The organism is Streptomyces sp. NPDC045022 (genome assembly GCF_056432605.1).
In genome coordinates, this window is sequence record NZ_JBWKIR010000016.1 from 118,804 (window position 1) to 138,839 (window position 20,036).

16 protein-coding genes are annotated in these 20,036 nt (G+C 73.2%); 1 reads left to right on the forward strand and 15 read right to left on the reverse strand.

All coding sequences use genetic code 11. The features are described from left to right. Positions 1-90: 90 nt before the first annotated feature. The 4 genes from ligD to AC07C1_RS26640 are packed head-to-tail and all read right to left on the reverse strand — an operon-like array spanning position 91 to position 4,728. Positions 91-1,026, reverse strand: a complete 936-nt coding sequence (gene ligD / locus AC07C1_RS26625) for a non-homologous end-joining DNA ligase (protein ID WP_478942888.1) — start codon at positions 1,024-1,026, stop codon at positions 91-93. After that, a complete protein-coding gene (locus AC07C1_RS26630; RefSeq protein ID WP_478942890.1) occupies positions 1,023-2,870 on the reverse strand; it encodes a transketolase in 1,848 nt (615 codons plus the stop codon). Before AC07C1_RS26630 ends, ligD begins: the two co-directional genes overlap by 4 nt. Beyond that, positions 2,867-3,331 (reverse strand): hypothetical protein, encoded by a 465-nt coding sequence (locus AC07C1_RS26635; protein WP_478942891.1) that lies wholly within the window; start codon positions 3,329-3,331, stop codon positions 2,867-2,869. The genes AC07C1_RS26630 and AC07C1_RS26635 overlap by 4 nt, the downstream gene beginning before the upstream one ends. Then, on the reverse strand, positions 3,328-4,728 hold the full coding sequence (locus AC07C1_RS26640) for an NAD(P)/FAD-dependent oxidoreductase (RefSeq protein ID WP_478942893.1): 1,401 nt from the start codon (positions 4,726-4,728) through the stop codon (positions 3,328-3,330). Before AC07C1_RS26640 ends, AC07C1_RS26635 begins: the two co-directional genes overlap by 4 nt. 210 nt (positions 4,729-4,938) lie before the next feature. Here AC07C1_RS26640 and AC07C1_RS26645 point away from each other — a divergent pair, with 210 nt between their 5' ends. Continuing rightward, on the forward strand, positions 4,939-5,895 hold the full coding sequence (locus tag AC07C1_RS26645) for an LLM class F420-dependent oxidoreductase (protein WP_478942895.1): 957 nt from the start codon (positions 4,939-4,941) through the stop codon (positions 5,893-5,895). A gap of 162 nt (positions 5,896-6,057) precedes the next feature. Here AC07C1_RS26645 and AC07C1_RS26650 read toward each other — a convergent pair whose 3' ends face one another. From AC07C1_RS26650 to AC07C1_RS26700, 11 genes are all read right to left on the reverse strand, one after another. Beyond that, positions 6,058-6,504 carry a phage holin family protein gene (locus tag AC07C1_RS26650; protein WP_478942897.1) on the reverse strand — a complete coding sequence of 149 codons (447 nt, stop codon included), beginning with the start codon at positions 6,502-6,504 and terminating at the stop codon, positions 6,058-6,060. Positions 6,505-6,572: 68 nt separating this feature from the next. Next, positions 6,573-7,124, reverse strand: coding sequence for a GNAT family N-acetyltransferase (locus AC07C1_RS26655; protein ID WP_478942898.1), 552 nt, complete (start codon positions 7,122-7,124; stop codon positions 6,573-6,575). A 17-nt stretch (positions 7,125-7,141) separates the two neighbouring features. Next, entirely contained in the window at positions 7,142-8,065 is a 924-nt protein-coding gene (locus tag AC07C1_RS26660; protein ID WP_478942900.1) for a S66 peptidase family protein, read from the reverse strand. Beyond that, on the reverse strand, positions 8,062-10,029 hold the full coding sequence (locus AC07C1_RS26665) for a dipeptidyl-peptidase 5 (protein ID WP_478942902.1): 1,968 nt from the start codon (positions 10,027-10,029) through the stop codon (positions 8,062-8,064). Before AC07C1_RS26665 ends, AC07C1_RS26660 begins: the two co-directional genes overlap by 4 nt. A gap of 3 nt (positions 10,030-10,032) precedes the next feature. Continuing rightward, a complete protein-coding gene (locus AC07C1_RS26670; protein ID WP_478942903.1) occupies positions 10,033-11,337 on the reverse strand; it encodes a M20/M25/M40 family metallo-hydrolase in 1,305 nt (434 codons plus the stop codon). After that, the gene (locus AC07C1_RS26675; RefSeq protein ID WP_478942905.1) at positions 11,330-12,163 is read right to left on the reverse strand and encodes a M55 family metallopeptidase; all 834 of its coding nucleotides are present in this window, start codon (positions 12,161-12,163) and stop codon (positions 11,330-11,332) included. The genes AC07C1_RS26670 and AC07C1_RS26675 overlap by 8 nt, the downstream gene beginning before the upstream one ends. Before the next feature lie 275 nt (positions 12,164-12,438). After that, positions 12,439-14,367, reverse strand: coding sequence for an ArnT family glycosyltransferase (locus AC07C1_RS26680; RefSeq protein ID WP_478942907.1), 1,929 nt, complete (start codon positions 14,365-14,367; stop codon positions 12,439-12,441). 56 nt (positions 14,368-14,423) lie between these two features. Then, a complete protein-coding gene (locus AC07C1_RS26685; RefSeq protein ID WP_478942909.1) occupies positions 14,424-15,506 on the reverse strand; it encodes an NlpC/P60 family protein in 1,083 nt (360 codons plus the stop codon). Positions 15,507-15,549: 43 nt separating this feature from the next. Next, complete coding sequence (locus AC07C1_RS26690) at positions 15,550-16,032, reverse strand: poly-gamma-glutamate biosynthesis protein PgsC/CapC (RefSeq protein WP_478942911.1); 483 nt, start codon at positions 16,030-16,032, stop codon at positions 15,550-15,552. Between the two features lie 10 nt (positions 16,033-16,042). Continuing rightward, a complete protein-coding gene (gene pgsB / locus AC07C1_RS26695; protein WP_478942913.1) occupies positions 16,043-17,494 on the reverse strand; it encodes a poly-gamma-glutamate synthase PgsB in 1,452 nt (483 codons plus the stop codon). A gap of 15 nt (positions 17,495-17,509) precedes the next feature. Next, positions 17,510-19,762, reverse strand: coding sequence for a HAMP domain-containing protein (locus AC07C1_RS26700; protein ID WP_478942914.1), 2,253 nt, complete (start codon positions 19,760-19,762; stop codon positions 17,510-17,512). Between the last annotated feature and the right edge of the window lie 274 nt (positions 19,763-20,036).

Here is a 20,036-nt window from a genome sequence, read left to right on the forward strand (position 1 = left end):
GCGTGTGGCCCTCACATGCCTGGCCAAACCTTCAGGAGCGAACCCATCCCCAAAACCCGCCATCACGCCTGGTCGGAGGGGGAACGTGCGTCAGCCATCCAACGCCGCCAGGCGGCGCCGGGCGGGCTGCAGGGAGCGGCCGCGGCTCGGCAGGCCGCCCCAGGGATCGGTGCCCGCCTGCTCGACGGCGTCGGCGATGGTCCAGCGGCGGGCGTCGAGCCCGGGGTCGTCCAGCTGATCCCAGGTGAGGGGCGCGGCGACGGGGGCGCCGGGGCGGGCGCGGACGCTGTAGGGGGCGACAGCGGTCTGCGCGTAGGCGTTGCGCTGCACGTCGAGGTAGAGGCGGTCGCCGCGCTCGTTCTTGCGGGCGGCGGTGGTGAGCCGGGCCGGGTGCCGGGACGCGGCGAACTCGGCGACCTCGTGGGCGAATCTGCGGACCTCGTCGAAGTCGTGGTGGCCGTCGAGAGGGACGACGAGGTGCAACCCGCGCGAGCCGGTGGTCATGGGCGCGGCGGGCAGACCCAGTTCGTCCAGCAGCTCGCGCAACCAGCCGGCGGCCTCGCGGACTTGGGCGAAGTCGTCGCCGGGCGGGTCGAGGTCGAAGACGAGCCGGTCCGGATGGTCGACACCGCCGGCCCGGTCGGTGCGGGAGAGCCAGCGGTGCACGGTGAGACAGGCCTGGTCGGCGAGATACAGGAGGGTGGCGGTGTCGTCGCACACGACGTGCGTGACCGTGCCGCCCTCCTTGGCGACCTCGGCGCGGGTGATCCAGTCCGGATAGTGCTCCGGGGTGTTCTTCTGCATGAAGCGCGGCCCGTCGAGGCCGTCCGGATACCTCTCCAGCATCAGCGGACGGCCCCGCAGGTGCGGCAGCAGATACGGCGCCACGGCCCGGTAGTAGTCGGCGAGATCGCCCTTGGTGTACTCCTTGGCGCCGGCGCCGCCCGGGAAGAGCACCTTGCCGGGCCGCCGGATCGGCACCGTGCGACGGCCCGCCCGTATGGTCCGGGCGTCGTCCCCGCTCATCGCACGACCGCCTCCTCCACCAGCAGCTTGGCGGCCGCGGCGATGCCGATGGCGTCGATGCCGGCCGCGTGCAGCTGCTCGTCGGGCGCCGCCGAGCCCGGCATCACGCCCACCGCGAGCCGGAACAGGCGGGGCACCGGCCGGCCGTCACCGAAGGCCTCCGCGACGGCGTCCCCGAGGCCACCCTCCGCGTGGTGGTCCTCGACGGTGAGCAGGCAGCCGGTCTCCTCGGCGGCCCGGCGCAGCGTCTCCGCGTCGACGGGCTTGACGGAGTACAGGTCGATGACCCGTACCCGGATGCCGTCCTCGGCGAGCCGGTCGGCGGCGGCCAGCGCCTCGTGCACGGTCACTCCGGCGGCCACGACGGTCAGCCGGTCGTCCTCGCTGGAGCGCAGCGTCTTGCTGCCGCCCACCGGGAACTCCTCGTCGGGGCCGTAGATCACCGGGGACTTGCCGCGGGAGGTGCGCAGATAGCGGATGCCGTCGAGGCCGGCCATGGCCGCGACCAGCTTCGCGGTCTGGTTGGCGTCGCAGGGGTAGAGCACGGTCGAGCCGTACACGGCACGGAACATCGCCAGGTCCTCCAGGCCCATCTGCGAAGGGCCGTCCTGCCCGATCGAGACTCCGGCGTGCGAGCCGACCAGGTTCAGTCCCGAGCCGCTGATGGACGCCATGCGCACGAAGTCGTAGGCGCGGCTGAAGAACGCGGCGAACGTGGAAGCGTACGGCACCCAGCCGCGCGCCGCCATGCCGACGGCCGAGGCGACGAGCTGCTGCTCGGCGATGTAGCACTCGAAGAACCGGTCGGGGTGGGCCTTGGCGAACTCCTCGGTCCGGGTGGAGTCGCCGACCTCGCCGTCCAGGGCGACGACATCGCCGCGGGCGCTGCCGAGCGCGGCGAGGGCCTTGCCGAAGGCGTCCCGGGTGGCGGCCTCCTCTCCCTGGTCGTAGCGCGGGAGCTGGAGGACCTCGGTGGTGACGGAGCGCAGCGTGGCGGCGGCCGGGGGCTCGCTGACGCGGACGTGCAGTTCGCGCGGTCCGCCGAGTTCGGCGATGGCCTCCTCGGCCTCGGGCAGCGGCTTGCCGTGGAGTCCCTCGCGGTCCTCGACGGCGGCGACACCCTTGCCCTTGAGGGTGCGGGCGAGGATCACGGTGGGCTGCCCGGTGGTGGACAGCGCCTCCCCGTACGCCCGGTCGATCTTGTCCACGTCGTGTCCGTCGATCTCGACGGTGTGCCAGCCGAAGGCCTGGAAGCGGCGGGCGTAGGCGTCCAGGTCATGGCCGTGCCGGGTGGGGCCGCGCTGCCCGAGCCGGTTGACGTCGACGATCGCGATGAGGTTGTCGAGGTTCTCGAACCCGGCGTGTTCGGCGGCCTCCCACACCGAGCCCTCCGCCAGCTCGCTGTCGCCGCACAGTACCCAGACCCGGTAGCCGGTGCGGTCCAGCCGCTTCCCGGCGAGGGCGATGCCGGCCCCGACCGGCAGGCCCTGGCCCAGGGATCCGGTGGCCGTCTCGACCCAGGGCAGGCGCCGGGGCGTCGGGTGTCCCTCGAGCCGGCTGCCGAGCTTGCGGAACGTGAGCAGCTCGCCGTCCTCGATGGCGCCGGCCGCCTTGTAGGCGGAGTACAGCAGCGGCGAGGCATGCCCCTTGGACAGCACGAAGCGGTCGTTGGCGGGGTGTTCGGGGCGCTCGAAGTCGTAGCGCAGGTGGTTCGCCAGCAGGACGGCCACCAGATCGGCCGCGGACATCGAGGACGTGGGATGCCCGGACCCCGCGGCGGCGGCCGCCCGTACGCTGTCCACGCGCAGCTGCTGTCCCAGTTCGGCGAGTTCGGCGGTGTTCATGAGTCTCCTCGGTCTCCTTGCTCGGAGTCGGATGAATGGGGGCGGTCCGCGGGGTCGGGGGCGTCGGTGCGCCTGACGGGGCCGGGTGCGGGATGCCCGGCTGCCGAGCCCTCGGGCCGACCCCGCGCGGGCTCTTCACCAGGCTGCCTCTTCGCGGCCTGCCGGCCCGGCTGGTTCTTGGCCGGTTCCCCGCCCGGCTGGTTCTTGGCCGGCTCCCGGCCCGGCTGGTTCCTCGCCGGCTCCCGGCCCGGCTGGTTCTTGGCGGGCTCCCGGCCCGGCTGGTTCTTGGCGGGCTCCCCGCCCGGCTGGTTCCTCGCCGGCTCCCCGCCCGGCTGGTTCCTCGCCGGCTCCCCGCCCGGCTGGTTCCTCGCCGGCTCCCCGCCCGGCTGGTTCCTCGCCGGCTCCCGGCCCGGCTGGTTCTCGGCGGCTTCCGTGCGCCGCCGGTTCGGCTGCTTCGTCATGGGCTGGCCTCCTTGCCTTCGGGACCGGCACCGGACGCCGGAGGCGTCCCGGGGCCCGGGTCCTTGCCTGCCTGCTTCCCCGCCCGGTCCGGGCCGCCCGGTACCCGCGCCAGTTCCGGGGAGGCCGTGTCCAGGGGCACCGACCACGACCGCACGAGGCCCAGCTGGACGCCCTGGCGCGGCAGGACGGCGTCCAGCAGCCAGTCGGCGGCCACCCGGACACGGTTGCCCGGCAGCGCGGCCAGGTGGTAGCCGCGGGTGACCGCACCGGCCGCCGGGCCGGACAACGGGACGCCGAACGGGTTGGCGGCGGCCCGGACCCCGCCCAGGTCGACGGCGAAGCCCAGGTCGCCGTGGCGGTACGGGCGCCGGCGCCGGCCGAGGCCGAGCGAGGAGGCCACGTTCTCCGCGGCCACCCGGCCCTGCCGCCAGGCGTGCTGGGCCGTCATCGACGTGAACTCGCCGGGACGCCGCAGATCAGGTACGGCGGCCGCGTCCCCGCAGGCGAACACCTCCGCGCGGCCCGGCAGCCGCAGGAACGGGTCGACGACGAGCCGACCGCGCTCCAGTGGCTGCCCGACGGCCTCCACCAGCGGATCGGGTCGTACGCCCACGCACCACACCAGGGTCCGGGACGCGACGAACTCCCCGTCGGTGAGCAGCACCCCGTCGTGCGTGGCCTCCTTCACCGACGTGCCCATCCGCACGTCCACGCCCCGTGCCCGCAGTACCCGGTCGGCCGTGCGGGACATCCGTTCGTCCATCTCCGGCAGCACCCGCGGCGCCACGTCCAGCAGGATCCAGCGGGGGAGCCGGCCGGAGGGCAGCGGGGTGCGGCGGGCCAGCCGGTCGGTGAGCATCTGCAGATGCGCGGTCACCTCGGTGCCGGTGTAGCCGGCGCCGACCACCACGAAGGTGCACCGGGCGGCGCTCGTCCGCGGATCCTCCGCCGCGGCCAGTTCCACCTGCCGGGTCACGTGGTCGCGCAGGTACAGCGCCTCGGGCAGCCCGCGGAACCCGTGCGCGTGCTCGGCGACGCCGGGAATGGGCAGCAGCTTGTTGACGCTGCCCACGGCCACCACCAGCCGGTCGTAGCCGAGGGCGCCCGTGCCGCCCTCGGGGCCGGTGTAGTGGACGGTGCGGCTGTCGAGGTCGACGCGATCCGCCTCACCGAGCACCAGCCGCACGCCGCGCAGGGTGCCGGGCAGCGACACGGTGACCCTGCGGGCCTCGAGGACGCCGGCGGCGACCTGGGGCAGCAGGGGCAGGTACAGGAAGTAGTCGGTCGGGTTCAGCAGCGTGATGTCGGCCTGGTTCCGGGTGAGACGGGCCAGGGTGCGAGCAGCCCGGTACCCGGCGAAACCGGCGCCGACGATCACGACGTGAGGTCGGCTCACGGTGCGCCTCCGGTGTGGCTCGTCCGAGGCCTTCCGCGTAACCGGGGCCGGGGCACCCAAACTCCGGGCGGGTCACCCGTACGCCGGTCGAGGCACCCCGGACGCCGCCCGCTCGGGGCACCCGGAGCGGCGTTTCGCCCGGTCGCCCTCGGTTACCCGGGCCCGGACCGGAGCCCACCGGACGCAGCAGCCCCGCGCGGAGGTGCCTTCATGCCCGAGTACGGCTATTTCCTGGCGAGCGAGGAGCACGACCCCGCCGGCCTCGTCGACCAGGCCCGGATGGCCGAGCAGGCCGGCTTCCAGGCGCTGTGGATCTCCGACCACTACCATCCGTGGAACGACGCGCAGGGAGAGAGCGCGTTCGTGTGGTCGGTGATCGGCGCGCTGTCGGAGGCGGTGTCGCTGCCCATCGAGACCGCGGTGACCTGCCCGACCGTCCGGATGCACCCGGCTGTGGTGGCACAGGCCGCGGCGACGAGCGCCGTGATGACGGGAGGCCGCTTCCGGCTCGGCGTCGGCACCGGCGAGGCGCTGAACGAGCACATCCTCGGCGACCGGTGGCCGCCGCTGCAGGTGCGCCTGGAGATGCTGGAGGAGGCGATCCAGGTGATGCGCCGGCTGTTCACCGGCGAGGAGGTCAGCCACCACGGGACGCACTACACCGTGGAGAACGCCCGCCTCTACACCGTCCCCGACGAGCCGGTGCCGATCGACATCTCCGGCTTCGGGCCGAAGGCCACCGCGCTCGCCGGCCGGGTGGGCGACGGTTACATCACGATGATGCCGGAGGAGGAGATGGTGACCCGGTTCCGCAAGGGCGGCGGCGGAACCAAGCCGGTCAGCGGTGGCACGAAGGTCTGTTACGGCACCGACCGTGAGGAGTGCGTCCGTACGGTGCACCGGCTCTGGTACAACGAGCTGCTGCCCGGCGAGATGGGCCAGGTGCTGCCCTCGCCGCGCCACTTCGAGCAGCTGCACGAGCTGGTCACCGAGGACATGGTGCGGGAGAAGTCGGTGTGCGGGGACGACGTGGACGAGCATGTCTCGGCGCTGACGGCGTTCGCCGACGCCGGGTTCGACCGGGTGTACGTGAACCAGATCGGGCCGGACCAGCGGGGGTTCTTCGACTTCTACCGCACGAAGGTGCTGCCGCAGCTCGTCGGGTGACGGGGGGCGGTTGGCGGTTGCGGTGCGTTGTCGGGTGCGGCCGGTACGTGGCTGGTCGCGCAGTTCCCCGCGCCCCTGGTCGACTGGTCGACTGCCCCGGCGTCGCGCGAAATGCCCCGGCCGCTTGGCCGGGGCACGTCCGTGGCTGACGCCTCCTGTTCGTCAGGCCCTGTGGTGCGGGGTGTCCGGGCCGATGTCCGGGCGGGGCGGGGCCCCGGAGGGCATCGGCGGGTACGGCAGGCCGAGGCCGCTGGGCGGCGCGGCCGGCGCGGTGCCGCCGACCACGTGCTGCGGGGCGCTCGGGGCGTGGTGCCCGTGGCCCGGGCGGGCGGCGCCGCGCAGCAGGTAGGCCGCCACGCCGAGGATGGCCGCGGTGATCAGTGCGGCCGCCCAGCCGGGCAGGCCGATGGCGAGGGCCAGGCCCACGGCGAGCGCCACCGCGCCGCCCGCGTAGAGGGCGGCGGCACCGGAGGCGGCGTAGAGCATGGCGGTGCGGCGCTGCTTGCGGCTCTGCTCCCGCAGTTCGTCGCGTACCGTCTCGCGTGCCACCTGTGCCAGTTCTTCGACGAGGTGCTTGTCCAGATGTTCCAGGTGATCCAAACGGTCCATACCGTGCGGGTACCCGCCGGACACAGCGGGTAACGCGCGCGGAGTCCGCGTGATCGCCGGTCAGGCGATCAGCCGGCGGGCCGCATCTCGGCGGTGAGTGCCCAGCGTTCGTGGTCCCGCCACGCCCCGTCGATGTGGATCATGTTCGGCGAGAAGCCCTCCCGCCGGAACCCGGCCCCCCGGGCCAGGGCGATGGAGGCGGTGTTCTCGGGCTGCGCGTTGATCTCCAGCCGGTGCAGCCCCAGCGGTCCGAACGCGTACCCGATCACCAGGTCCAGGCCCTCGCGCATCAGCCCGCGGCCGGCGGCGTGTGCGAAGGCGCCGTAGCCGAGGGCGCCGCACTGGAAACCGCCCCGGACGATGTTGTTGATGTTGATGAACCCGGCGATGTCCCCGCCGTCCTTCTCGCAGACCAGGAAGCCGGCCTTGGCCGGGTCCTCGATCAGCCGGCCGGCGTAGGCGGCGTAGGCCTCTTCGGTGTCCGGCGGGAACAGCCACGGCCGGTGCAGGTCCTTGCTCTCCCGGGTCCGCGCGGTGAACTCGGGGCCGTCCTCGGGGGTGAAGTGGCGGATGGCCACGCGGGGGCCCTCGGCGAGGTGAGGGGACGGGGTGTGCGGCATCCGGCCAGCCTACGACGTCACCGCAGCGCCGGCTGGTCGAGGGTCAGGGTGGCGGTGTCCGCGTCGAGTTCGGCCACGGCCCCGAAGGGGATCGTGAGCGCGCCCTCGCAGTGGCCGAATCCGAAGTCCTCCACCACCGGGACGCCGAGCGCGCCGAGCCGGTCGGCCAGCAGGGGGCGCACCTCGGCGTAGTCGGCGCAGCTCTCCCAGGAGCCGAGCAGCACACCGCGCACGCCGTCCAGCCAGCCCGCGCGCCGGAGCTGGGTGAGATACCGGTCCAGCCGGTAGGTCTCCTCGCCCACGTCCTCCAGGCACAGCAGTCCCCCGGCCGCCGAGGGACGGGCGTGCCGGGTGCCGAGTTCCGCGGCGAGCAGGCACAGACAGCCGCCGAGCGTGACTCCCCGGGCCCGGCCGGGCACCAGGGCCGTACCGCCGGAGCCGATGGTGCGGACCGTGTCGGGGGCGAACAGCGTGGCCCGCAGGTGCTCCTGCGCCCGCGCGTTCTTGATGAAGTCGATGCCGGCCGCCACCGGCCCGTACAGCGTGGCGAGCCCCAGGCGGGTGGCGAAGGCCTCGTGCAGGACGGTGATGTCGCTGAAGCCGACGAAGACCTTCGGCCCGGCCGCCCGCATCGCCTCCCAGTCGAGCAGGTCGATCATGCGCTGCGCCCCGTACCCGCCGCGGGCGCACAGCACCGCGTCCACGGACGGATCGCACCAGGCGTTCTGGAGGTCGGCGGCGCGGTCGGCATCCGTGCCGGCCAGGTACCCGAACTCGCTGTGCCGGTCCAGGGCATGGGGGCCGGCCACCGGTTCGAGGTCCCAGCCGCGCAGCACGTCGAGCCCCGCCTGCAACCGTTCCTCGGGCACCGGCCCGCTGGGGGCGACGACCGCCACCCGCGCCCCGGGGGCCAGCCGGGCCGGGCGCACCAGTTCCTTCACGTGATCAGCTCCACCTTCGGGATCCTTGGCGTCGGGGTCAGCCCGAGCACCTGGGCGTACAGGGAGAGTTCCGCCTCCAGGGCGCGGACCATCGTCTCGGCCCGCCGGAACCCGTGCCCCTCCCCCGCGAAGGCGAGGTAGGCGTGCGGCACGCCCCGGCCCTGGATCCGGGCGAGGAAGCGTTCGCACTGGGCGGGCGGGCAGATGACGTCGTCCAGCCCCTGGAGCAGCAGGAAGGGCACGGTGAGCCGGTCGGCGTGCGCGGTCGGCGACCGCTCGGCGTACCGGGCCGGCACCTCGGCGCGCGGCCCGATCAGCGACTCCAGGTAGCGGGACTCGAAGTCGTGGGTGTCCCCCGGGCCCCAGGTGGCCAGGTCCAGGACCGGGTAGCTGATGGTGCCGCAGGCGTAGAGGTCGGTCGTGGTCAGGGAGGCGGCGGTGGTCCAGCCGCCCGCGCTGCCGCCCCGGATGGCGAGCCGGGCGGGGTCCGCGGTGCCCTCGTCGGCGAGGGAACGGGCGACGGCCGCGCAGTCGTCGACGTCGACCACGCCCCACTGCTCGCGCAGCCGCTCCCGGTAGGCCCGCCCGTAGCCGGTGGAGCCGCCGTAGTTGACCTCGGCGACGCCGATGCCGCGGGAGGTGAAGTAGGCGATCTCCAGGTCCAGTACGAGCGGCACCCGGCTGGTGGGACCGCCGTGCGCCCAGATGACGTAGGGCGGCGACTCGCCGTCGGCCGCGGTCCGCCCGGGGTGGTGCGGAGGGTAGACGTGGGCGTGGACCTCGCGGCCCTCGGGGCCGGTGAAGACGCGGATCTGCGGCTCGGGGTAGTAGGCCGGGTCGACGGGGTCCTGGTGCCGGGCGCCGATCGCCCGGGCGTGTCCGCTCCGGGTGTTCAGCTCGACCACTTCGTAGGCGGTCCGCGGGCTGGCGCCGACCGCGACGACCCGTTCGCCGTGCACCGCGAGCGTGGACGCGAACTCGGTCCACGGACCGGCGGCGTCGACGACCTCGCCGGATTCCGGATCCAGTATGCCGAGTGCCGTCGACCCCCGGCCGTGGACGACCGCGATCAGCCCGTCGTCCAGCGGCGCGAACCAGCCGAGGCCCAGCTTCCACAGCGGGCCGGCGAACTCCTCCTCGCGCGGGCACAGCGGGATGCCGTCCCGGTACAGGTTCCACCAGCCGCTGCGGTCACCGGCATACAGAAGGCGGCCGTCCGCGGACCATTCGGCCTGCGCCACGGCCTCCTCCGGTCCGCCCGCCACCGTGTGGACCCCATGCAGTCCGCCGTCGGCACCGACCTCGGCGACGAGCAGCTCCGTACCGTCCCACGGCATCCGCGGATGGTCCCAGGCGAGCCAGGCGGCCCGGCGGCCGTCGGGCGAGAGACGGGGTCCGGTGACGAACCGGTGCCGGTCGTCGGTGAGTTCCCGTACGGCGGCCCGGTCCCCGGCCGCCGAGCCGTCCAGCGGTACGGCGGCCAGGAGGCGCCGCACGTCGCCCGGGCCGTCCCCGGTGAACTCCTCCAGCACGCACCACACTTCACCGCGGGCGAGGTCCACCTGCGGCTCCGCCCAGCGCAGTCCGCCGCCCACCGGCGAGAGCGGGGTCAGCGGGCGCGGTTCGCCGCCGGGCTCGTACCGGTACAGCCGCTGGTCGGCGAAGTGTGTGAACACGACCAGGGGCCGGCCGTCCCGCACCACCCCGGCCCAGGGCCGGCCGCCGTACTCGATGACCCGGCTGCGTACGTTCCACGGCGCCGGCAGCACCGGCTCCTCGGTGCCGTCGGCCGTCCGGCGTACCAGCGCCCGCCGCCCGTCCTCGGCCGGCCGTGGCTCGGTCCACCACACCTCGTCCCCGACGAATCCCACCCACTCCGGCCGCCCGTCGTGCGCGGCGGCCAGCGCCGCGTCGATGGGCGAGGGCCAGGAACCGTACGCCGACTTCAGCACCTCGTCCCCCATCGTTCAGGCTGTGCGCAGGAAGCGGTCGAGGACCCGCACGCCGAAGTGGAGCGCCTCCACGGGCACGCGTTCGTCCACGCCGTGGAACAGCGCCTGGTAGTCGAGTCCTTCGGGCAGCTTCAGCGGGGTGAAACCGTACCCGGTGATGCCGAGCCGGGAGAACTGCTTGGCGTCCGTGCCGCCCGACATGCAGTACGGCACCACGTGCCCGCCGGGCGCGAACTCCTGGACGGCGGCCCGCATCCTCGCGTACGTCGGCGAGTCGACCGGCGCCTGGAGCGCCACCTCGTGGTGCTCGAACTCCCAGGTCACGTCCGGGCCGGTCAGCTGGTCGAGGGTGGCGCGGAACTCATCCTCGGCGCCTGCCAGGTAGCGTCCGTCGACGAAGGCGACCGCCTCCCCCGGGATGACGTTCAACTTGTAACCGGCGTCCAGCATGGTCGGGTTGGCGCTGTTGCGGACGGTCGCCTCGACCAGCTTGGCGGCCGGGCCGAGCTTCTCCAGCAGCCGGTCCACGTCCCCGAAGTCGGCGTCGATGCCGTACAGGACGGCGAGTTCGGTGAGCGCGGCCCGCACGGTCGGGGTGAGTCTGAGCGGCCACTCGTGCTCGCCGATGCGGGTGACGGCGGCGGCGAGCCGGGTCACCGCGTTCTCCTTGTTCACCTTGGAGCCGTGCCCGGCCCGGCCGCGCGCGGTGAGCTTGAGCCAGCCGGTGCCCCGCTCCCCCGCGGCGATCGGGTAGATCTGCCGGCCGGCGCCGTCGTGGAAGGTGAAGGCGCCGGACTCGCTGATGCCCTCGGTGCAGCCCTCGAACAGTTCGGGGTGCCGGTCGGCGAGGAAACCGGAGCCGTCCTCGGCGCTGGCCTCCTCGTCCGCGGTGAACGCGATGACGAGGTCCCGGCGGGGCCGTACGCCCTGCCGGGCCCAGGACCGGACGACCGCCAGGATCATCGCGTCCATGTTCTTCATGTCGACGGCGCCCCGCCCCCACACGACGCCGTCGCGGATCTCGCCGGAGAACGGGTGCACGCTCCAGTCGGCGGCCTCGGCGGGCACCACGTCGAGATGGCCGTGCACCAGCAGCGCGTCGGCGGACGGGTCGGTGCCCTCGATCCGGGCGACGACGTTGGTCCGGCCCGGTGTCCGCTCCAGCAGCAGGGGGTCGAGGCCGGCCCCGGACAGCCGCTCGGCCGCGTACTCGGCGGCGGGCCGCTCCCGGCAGTCGCCGCCGCCCCGGTTGGTGGTGTCGATGCGGATCAGGCCGGAGGTGAACTCCACGACCTCGTCCAGGGCCTGCTGGTCAGCCATACTGCTCCTCCACGGCGGCAGAGACGATCGTGGCGACCGCCTTGAACGTCCTGATCCCCTCGTACATGCCGGCGCTGGTGTACGCCACCTTGCGCTCCCCGATCCGCGTGACCCCGGGGACGACGGTCGCGGCCATCGCCAGATGCTCGGCGTCGAACTCCACGGCCACCGTGAAGGGGCCCGCGTGCACCGCCTCGTGACGGACCGCCAGCTGCGCGGCCTCCTTGGCGGCGGCGCGGATGTCGGCCGCGGTGCGGGCCGGGGTGCGGCACACCGCCGCGTACCGTGACACATGGTCCTTGACGGCGACCTTCAGCGCCTCGGGCGCGTACCCGAGCGCGTCCTCGCAGGCCACGTCGTCGCCGGTGACGAGCACGACGGGGACGCCGTACTCGGCGACGACGTGGGCGTTGAGCAGACCCTCACTGGCGCGGACGTCGTTCAGCCAGACCCCGGTGATCTGGTTCGCGAGGTAGGTGTGGGCGAGGACGCCCTCCATGCCGGCGCCCGCGTGGTAGCCGACGAACGCGATGCCGTCGACGGCGCCGTGCTGCACGCCCTCCACCATGGACAGCGCCTTGTGCCGGCCGGTGAGCATCTCGGCCCGTTCGTCGAGCCGCTCCAGCAGCAGATTGCGCATGGTCCAGTGGGCCTCGTTGACGAGCACCTGGTCGGCGCCGCCGTCGAAGAAGCCCTCCACGGCGGCGTTCACATCGGAGGTGAACATCGACCGGCACCGCTCCCACTGCGGCGTCCCCGGCAGCACGTCGGCAGGCCAGGTGACGCCCGTGGCCCCCTCCATGTCGGCACTGATGAGGATCTTCATGCTGCGTCACGTTACGCGCCGGGGGGCGGACAGGCTACGACCCCGACCTCGCGAAACGGCCCGCCACCGGCCGCTCGGCCGCCTGTCCCGGATCCCGAAGTGCCCGCTGCCCGTGGACGTGCGGTACGGCGGGGAGCTGGTGAGGCGGTAGCGGCCGATGGTGCGCACCTCCTGGGGTACGGCCTCCTCGGCCGGGGCAGGCCCGGACAGCGGCGGCCGTCAGGCGACCACCCGGATCGACGCGCGACGGCGGCGGCCCCGGTCCGGCGGCGTCCTCACCGGTGGGAGTAGCAGTCGTAGAGGGTGAAGCTGCCGTCGGTGCGGCGGCCGTAGGCGGTGGGCCGGACGCGGTTGCAGTGCGACTTCACCCAGGTGGTGGCGGGAGTGGTGGGGCGCTCGGTGGTGAGCAGCGCATAGCGCAGCTCGTGGGCGGTGACGAGGCTGCCGAGCTGCTGGACGCTGGGGAAGGGGGTGCTGCCGGTGAAGCCGCCCATGACGAGGATCGGCTCGGACTTCGCGCGCAGCAGCGGCTCCGCACCGTAGGCGGCCTGGGTGGCGAGCAGGTACTTCTCACCGTGGCGGTGCGCGGTGAGGAAGCCGAGCAGGGCGGTGTCGCGGGCGCTGGGCCGGTCGAGCCCGATCCTCTTGAGGGAGCGGTGGTGACGGACGGCGTCGTGGTACGCGTTGCCGACCGGACCGGTCAGCGGCGAGGTGGCGGCGCCCGCGTAGCGCGGGTCGAGGCAGGCAACGGCCCAGCCGGCCGGTACGACCAGGGTGGCCGCGATCCCGGCGGCGAGGGCACCGTTGACCATCCGCGCGGGGGTGCGCGGTCCGCGGGTCCACAGACCCACCACGCCGCACAGCGCGAGCATCACGGCGACCGGCAGCAGCCAGGAGACGAATCGGGTGGGCCAGTCGAGCACGAGCGACCACGCCGCCGTCAGCACGATCGCCGCCGGCAGTGCCATCCGCCGCCGGCCGCCCGCCTCGTACTCCGCGTCGTACGCCGCCTCGTACTCCCACCGGAAGAGTGCGAGCCCGCCGCCGGCCAGCGCGGCGAGCGCCGGGGCGATGACGGCCGTGTAGTAGGCGTGGTTGCCGTTGGAGGCGCTGAACACCAGGGTGTGTATGGCCAGCCAGCCGCCCCAGAGCAGAAAACCCGCCCGCAGCGGGTCGGTGCGCGGCTGCCCGGAGCGCCAGACGACGCCCAGGACCGCGGCGAGCACGGCGAGCGGCAGGAACCAGGCGACCTGCGGGCCGACCGTGTGGTTGACCAGCATTCCCCAGCCGGTGTTGCCGGTGGTGCGGCTGGCGGCGGTGCCCGCGACGGCGCCGAACGCGGTGGGATCGCTGCTGAAGCGGCTCAGGCCGTTGTAGCCGAAGACCAGGGCGAACGGATTGTTGTCGGACGTTCCGTCGAGGTACGGGCGGTCGGCGGCCGGTGTCACCCAGGCGAGCAGCACCCAGAAGCAGGAGACCGCCAGCGCGATCGCGCCGCCCAGCAGGAAGCGCAGAGCCCGGTTCAACGGCCTGCCGGGCGCGACGAGTTGGTACACCACGGCGAAGACCGGCAGCACCAGCCACGCCTGCAGCATCTTCGCCTGGAAGGCCAGCCCGACCCAGACCCCGCAGGTGATCAACGGCAGCAGCCGCTCGGTGCGCACCGCCTTCTGCAGCGCTCCGGCGGCCGCCACCAGCAGCAGAGTGAGCGCGGTGTCCGGAATGGTGGCCCGGGTGAGGACCACGGTGACCGGGGTGAGGGTGAGCGTCAGCGCGGCGAACAGCGCGGCGAACACCCCGGCCCATTCCCGGACGATCCGGTACAGCAGCCATACGGTGAGCACGCCCTCGACGACCTGGGGAAGCGCGGCCGCCCAGGTGTGCGGGCCGAAGAGCCAGACGGAGACGGCGTCGGGCCAGAAGGCGCCGGGCAGCTTGTCGATGCTGATCGAACCGCTGGTGTCGAGCCCGCCGAAGAAGAAGGCGCGCCAGCCGCCGGCCATCGACCGTATCGCCGCGCCGTAGAAGGGGTGCATCGCGGCATGCCCGATGCCCCAGGAGTACAGCACCGTGGCGACGACCAGCACCGCGGCGAGCGCCGGGCGCTCCCAGCGCGGGACGGCTTCCGGCCGGCCGGGGCGGCGGTTCGCCGCCCGGCGGCCTCGATGCGCGCCGGTGGGCCGGGCGGCGGGGATGGCGGTCATGGCAGTGGTCCTCGGATCAGCAGGTCAGGTCAGGCGGTGGTGCACGGGCGGCGGGGTCACAGGCGGCGGGCCGCCCGGAAGCCCCGGGCGTAGAAGTCGGTGCCGTCCAGCAGCGAGCGGCCCGACAGGTCGCCCAGGGTGGGACCGTTGGCGGCGGAGCGGCTGGAGTAGAAGCGGTGCCGGCCCTGGTCGTCGAGGCCCATGTACATGCCGCAGTGGTCGATGAAGTCCGGCCGGTCCTTGATGATGGCGAAGAAGACCAGGTCGCCGGGTTGCAGGGCGCCCAGATCGGTGGCCTGCTGCTCGCCGGTGTCGGGGATCACCAGGCGGCCGGGACCGTAGGCGGCGATGGCGAAGGCACGGCGCGGCAGGCCGGCGCCCTTGGTGTTGGTGTTGTGCAGCGGGATGCCCATGCGGTAGCCCCACACCAGACGCTGGAAGCCGGAGCAGTCGACGTCGCCGTAGCGGTCCTTCTCCGGTTGCGCGCGCGTACCGTCCGGGAAGGTCCAGGGAATGCCCAGATAGTCGTAGAAGTCGGACTGTTCGTCATGGTAGGCGAAGTCCAGCGGGTTGCTGACCTTGGCATTGCGCGGGCCGAAGTGCGCGGTGCCCGCGTAGCGCACGCCGGCGGCGTTGTGCTTGTCGGGCGCGCCGGCGCTGCTGTACTGGAACGCCACCGCGAAGACGTCCGGGCTGGTGTCGCCGAGTGCCTTGGGGAACCAGCCCTTGAACCACGCGGACTTCTCCATGCCCCGCTGCCACTCGCGCGGCAGCACCCGCACCCAGGCTTCCGTGGTCACCGTGGCGGTGGTGGTCCGCGACTCGCTGAAGCTGCGGGTGGGCCCGGTGAGTACGGCGGTACGGGCGCCGTCGGTGAAGGTGGCGAGCGTGCCGCCGTCGGCGGCGCGGACCACGGTGCGGCCGGGCGAGGACAGCCGCTCGAAGGTGTGGCCCCCGGTGGACCGGGCGCTCGGGCCGGTGCCCGTCCCCCCGCGGTCGTCGCTGCCGTCCCCGTTGCCGTGCCCGAGGTGGTCCCAGGCGTATCCACCGGCCACCCCGGCGGCTGCCACGCCCGCGATCGTCCCGAGCAGCGCGCGGCGAGTCGGGCGGCTGCGCCTGACGACGGGTTCCGAGTGCATGGCCGGTCCTCCTGAAAGTGCGGGGTGAAACGTGGTGGGCAGGTCAGCCGGTGGGCAGGGCACCGATCAGCAGACCGGCGACCAGCACCACATACGTGGCCAGCGTCACCGCCGTGGTCGAGATGAGCGTGGCCGCCATGGGCTGACGGACCATCTGGTAGGAGACCAGGCCGGGGACGATGAAGCCAAGCGTCTGTGACGTGTACAGCAACGGAAACTCGTGGTTGAGGGCGATCATCACGGTGGTCTGCATCAACACCGCGCACAGCACCACGGCGGCGAACAGCCGCTTGCCGTAGAGAATCACATTGCGCTGCAGCAGCTTCGTCGCGAAGAACGAGAGCGCCGCGACACCGACCATCAGCCCGGCCATCCGCACGTCGGTGACGAGCGTGAGGGCGATCCAGCCGGGGGTGATCATTCCCCCGGGGGAGAGGTTGGTGGTCAGATAGCAGACGAGCGAGAAGACCAGCCCGAGGGCGATCCCGAGCGCGGCGGTCTGTGCGGTGAGGGTGGCGGGGATCACTTACAGGTCCTCATGACTGGTACGAATCGTAGGAGTTGTGCAGGCCGTCTTCGGCGCTCTCGCTCTCGGGCCGGCCGTGGCGGGTGGCGAACCGGCGGGCCAGCTCGCGCTGTCCCGGGACGTGGAAGCCGTGCGCCGGTGTCTCCAGCGCCGCCACCCAGCGATAGGGCTCCGGCTCGGGCGGCCGGGCCATCGCGATCCGCGGCCGGGGCACCGCGATCTGCATGGTCTCCTGGTCCAGGCCGTCACCGCCGGGAACGGCGTCGAGCGCGTCCTCGGACTCGTCGAGCGCCAGCTCGGCGAGGCACTCCAGGAACAGCTCGCCCCGGCCGTGGATGTTGCCGATCGCGACCAGCGAGGAGGCCGGGCCGAGTTCCGCGAGGATCGCCGCGGTCAGCTCCTCGGGGTCCCGGCGGTCGCCGCCGAGATCCACCACCCGCCCGGTGAAGCCGGCCGGAATGGCATCGCGGGCGCTCTTGGTCGGGTGGCCGATCAGGAAAACCACCTCGGCGCCCAGGTCGGGGATGATCGTGCCCATCTGGCCGTTGCGCTCCACCCGGTCCGGGCGGCAGTTGATGACCACGTTGAGCGGCCGCCGGATCGCGCCCAGGTCCTCCAGCTGCTTGACGTTCATCAGCGTCGACTCGGGATCGTTGGCCGCGAAGACGTTGGCGAACCGCAGCCGCTTGCCCTCGGGAGTGATGTAGCGCTCCACCGACAGCACGCCCGGGTCGGGCGGCGCGTCCCACATGCCCTGCAGCGCGGTCTGCCGCTCCACGCCGAGCAGTTCGGCGACGGCGAGCGCGATCGCCACGTTCTCCTTGAAGGTGAACCAGCTGAAGCCGCGCAGTTCGGCGTCGGTCACCGTCTCCGGATCGACCGAGACCAGACGGCAGTTCCGCTTGTCGGCCTCCTCCTGGAGGATGTGCAGCCGGTCCTTCTCCGCCGTCACACACACCCCGCCCACCGGCATCGAGCGGGAGAGCGAGCGGGCGACGTCGTCCAGCGTCGGCCCCATCTCCTCCAGATGGTCCTCGCGGACGTTGCACAGCACGCCGATGGTGGAGCGGATCAGCTTCTCCTGGTTGATCTCCTGCAGCGCGGGCATCACCGCCATGCACTCGATCACCAGCGCGTCCGGCCGGTAGGTCGCCGCCCGGCGCACGATGCCGATCTGCTCGACGATGTTGGACAGCCCGAACTTGCGGTACACCGGCTCCTCGGTGGCGTCCGGATGGATGAACCGGGCCGCGGTGCCGGTGGTCTTGGCCACCGTGACCAGACCGCCGCCGCGGAGCGCGCCCGCACACAGGCGGGTGATCGAACTCTTGCCGCGGATGCCGTTGACCAGCACCCGCGTGGGTATCTGGTCCAGCGAGGCGAAATGCCGCTTCTGTTCCAGGATCCCGGCGATCAGCAGCGCAGTGCAGCACAGCAGCAGTACGACATAGAGGAAGAGCACGCCGATTCCGTCCTTCTACCGCTCGGGTACGTTCTGGCGCCGGGACTGGGGGGGAACGACGGTGTGGCCGGGCCTGGCCGCCCGGCCGCGTTCCGCCAGGGCCTGGCGGATCAGCTCCAGGCTGCGGGTGACCGAGCCGATCTCGTCGTGGTTGACCGGGTACAGCACGGTACGGCGGTCCCCGCCGGCGAGCCGCTCGACGAGCTGGGCGACGGTGCGCAGCGGCCGGATCACCACGACGTGCAGCCAGCCCAGGCAGGCCACGCCCAGCGTGAGGCCCAGGATCCCGGCGAGCATGGTGCGCTGCTCGGCCTGCACCGCGGGGAGCCGCAGCGCTGCCGCGGGCTCCGTGGTCACCACACGCCAGCCGAGGCGGGCCGTCGGGCCGCTCTGCGCCAGCGGCGCGGCGGCGGCGACCGACAGGCCGGAGGACGAGGAGAGCACCGCCGAGGTCGCGGTGCCCACGGTACCCGGGGCGCCCTGGGCGGCGCGGGCGAGGCGGGTCAGGCCGGAGCCCGGCAGCGCCTGGAAGGCGCGGTAGCCCACGCTCGCCGCCAGCACCCTGTAGTCGCCGTCCGTCACCCAGACGCTGCCCAGATTCGGCCTGGCCAGACTGGAGTTGAGCACCTTCACGTCGATCTCACCGAACAGGACCACGCCGGCCGCCGCGGCCTTGCCCTTGTCGGCCCCGACCTGGGCGTAGGCGGCGATCGCCGGGATCCGGCCCGAGGTGTTGACGGTGGTGATCCCGCCGCCCTCGGGCACGTGGACGAGGGTGCGCAGCGGTGTGCCGCCCACCCGCAGCGTGATACCGCCGGAGCGGTCCAGGAGATACAGCGAGCGGTACTGCTTGTGGTCGTCGAGAGTGTGCTGCAGCACCTCGGTCTGGGCGGCCCGGCTCCTGCCCGGCAGGCTACGGGCCACGTCGCTCAGGTCGGTGTACGAGTGGTCGAGCGACTGCCGGATCCGGTTCGTCGCGATCTCGGTACGCGCCTGCTGGTCGGCGACGACCGGAGCCGGAACCGCGGTCGCGGTGTCCGCCCGGTTCAGCAGGAAGATCATCGGCACCGCCCAGCAGGCCACCAGCGCCACACCGAGCATGGCCAGTGCCCGGTAGCCCGGTCCGCGCCGTGCCGGCAGTTCCTCCGGGCCGCTCTGGCCGAGCAGTTGCCGGCGCAACGACTCCAGTGCCCGCCCGATCCGGGCCAGATCCCCGAAGCCATGCACCGGAACCGGCCAGGCAAGCTCCTCCAGAGCGGCCGGACCGCTCTCGGTCGCGCCTCGGGACAGCCGGCCGGCGGACAGATACACCCGCAGCAGCGGCCGCTGCACGGAGAAATGCAGTACCAGCCCGAGCAGCAGCGCGATCACGACCAGCGCCGCCGCGGCCTGGAGTGCGAAAGCCGAGTGGTCGGCGGCGGAGGTCATGGCGGGCACCGCGCGGTGGTTGAGCACCACCAGGCCGAGGTCGTCGGCGTCGCCCGAACCGGTTGCCGAGGCGACCCGGGCCCAGCCGGCCACCGTGCGCCGACCGCCCTTCTCGGCGCCCAGCAGGCTTCCCGAGGCGTCGGTGTCCCGCCTCGACCCGTTCGCCGCGCGGGCCGCCGCCGCGGGCAGGCCGCTGTCGGCCGTGGCCGGCGACGCCGTGCCGCGGGCCGTGGTGACGAGCGCTTTGCCGTCCGCGTCCAGCACCTGGGCGGTGCGCCCGTCGCCGTACGTCGTGAGAGCGGGGAGCGCCTCGGAGACCACCAGCAGCCACTGCCGGTCGGCCCGGCTCGGAGCCTGGAACTGGTCCTGGTTGGGGTCCACCTCCTGCGCGGGCAGCGTGACCTCGGCGAAGTACAGCAGGTGCCGCGTGCCGCCCGAGGTCGCCAGCCGGGGCGGGATCCCGCCGTGCCCGGACGTCAGCCTGGCGGCGTCCACCCCGGCCAGCGGAACCTGCTTGCCACGGGCCGCCAGCAGTCTGCCGGTGCGCGCGTCGAGCAGCGCACTGCCGAGGATCGTCTTCCTGGTGGGGGCCAGCGCCTTGAGCGTGGCCGCGGGGGTCGATGTGCTCGTCGCCGGATACGCGTCGGCCGTACGGCGTACCGCGCTCGCCTCGACGTCGATCGTGGTGCGCGTCGACAGCGCGGTGTCCGCGGCGATCTGCTGCTCGCCGTTCAGCACCGCCTGCGGTATTCGCTCGGCGTGGATGCCGTCGAGGCCGATCACGGTCAGGGCGGCGACCACTAGCAGGAGGACGACGAGCGCGGCGATCGGCGGGCGCACCCCGCCAAGCATCGGCATATCGGCGCGGCGACGAATGCGGTGTCGGCGCGGCGCCCGGGGTGCGGAGGGCAGGGCAGCGGATCCTTTCTCAACCGGCGCGAGCGCCCGAATGTGCGACAGAGCGAACACTCTATCCTCATGTGATCACATAACCATCACACTTTCGTCCCTGTGCCGTACGTGTGAACGAGGACACTCGGCGACGGCCGCATGCGGGGCCGCCATCCCCCCGGACACGCCGAAGGGCGGACTCGAACCGGGCCCGCCCTTCGAA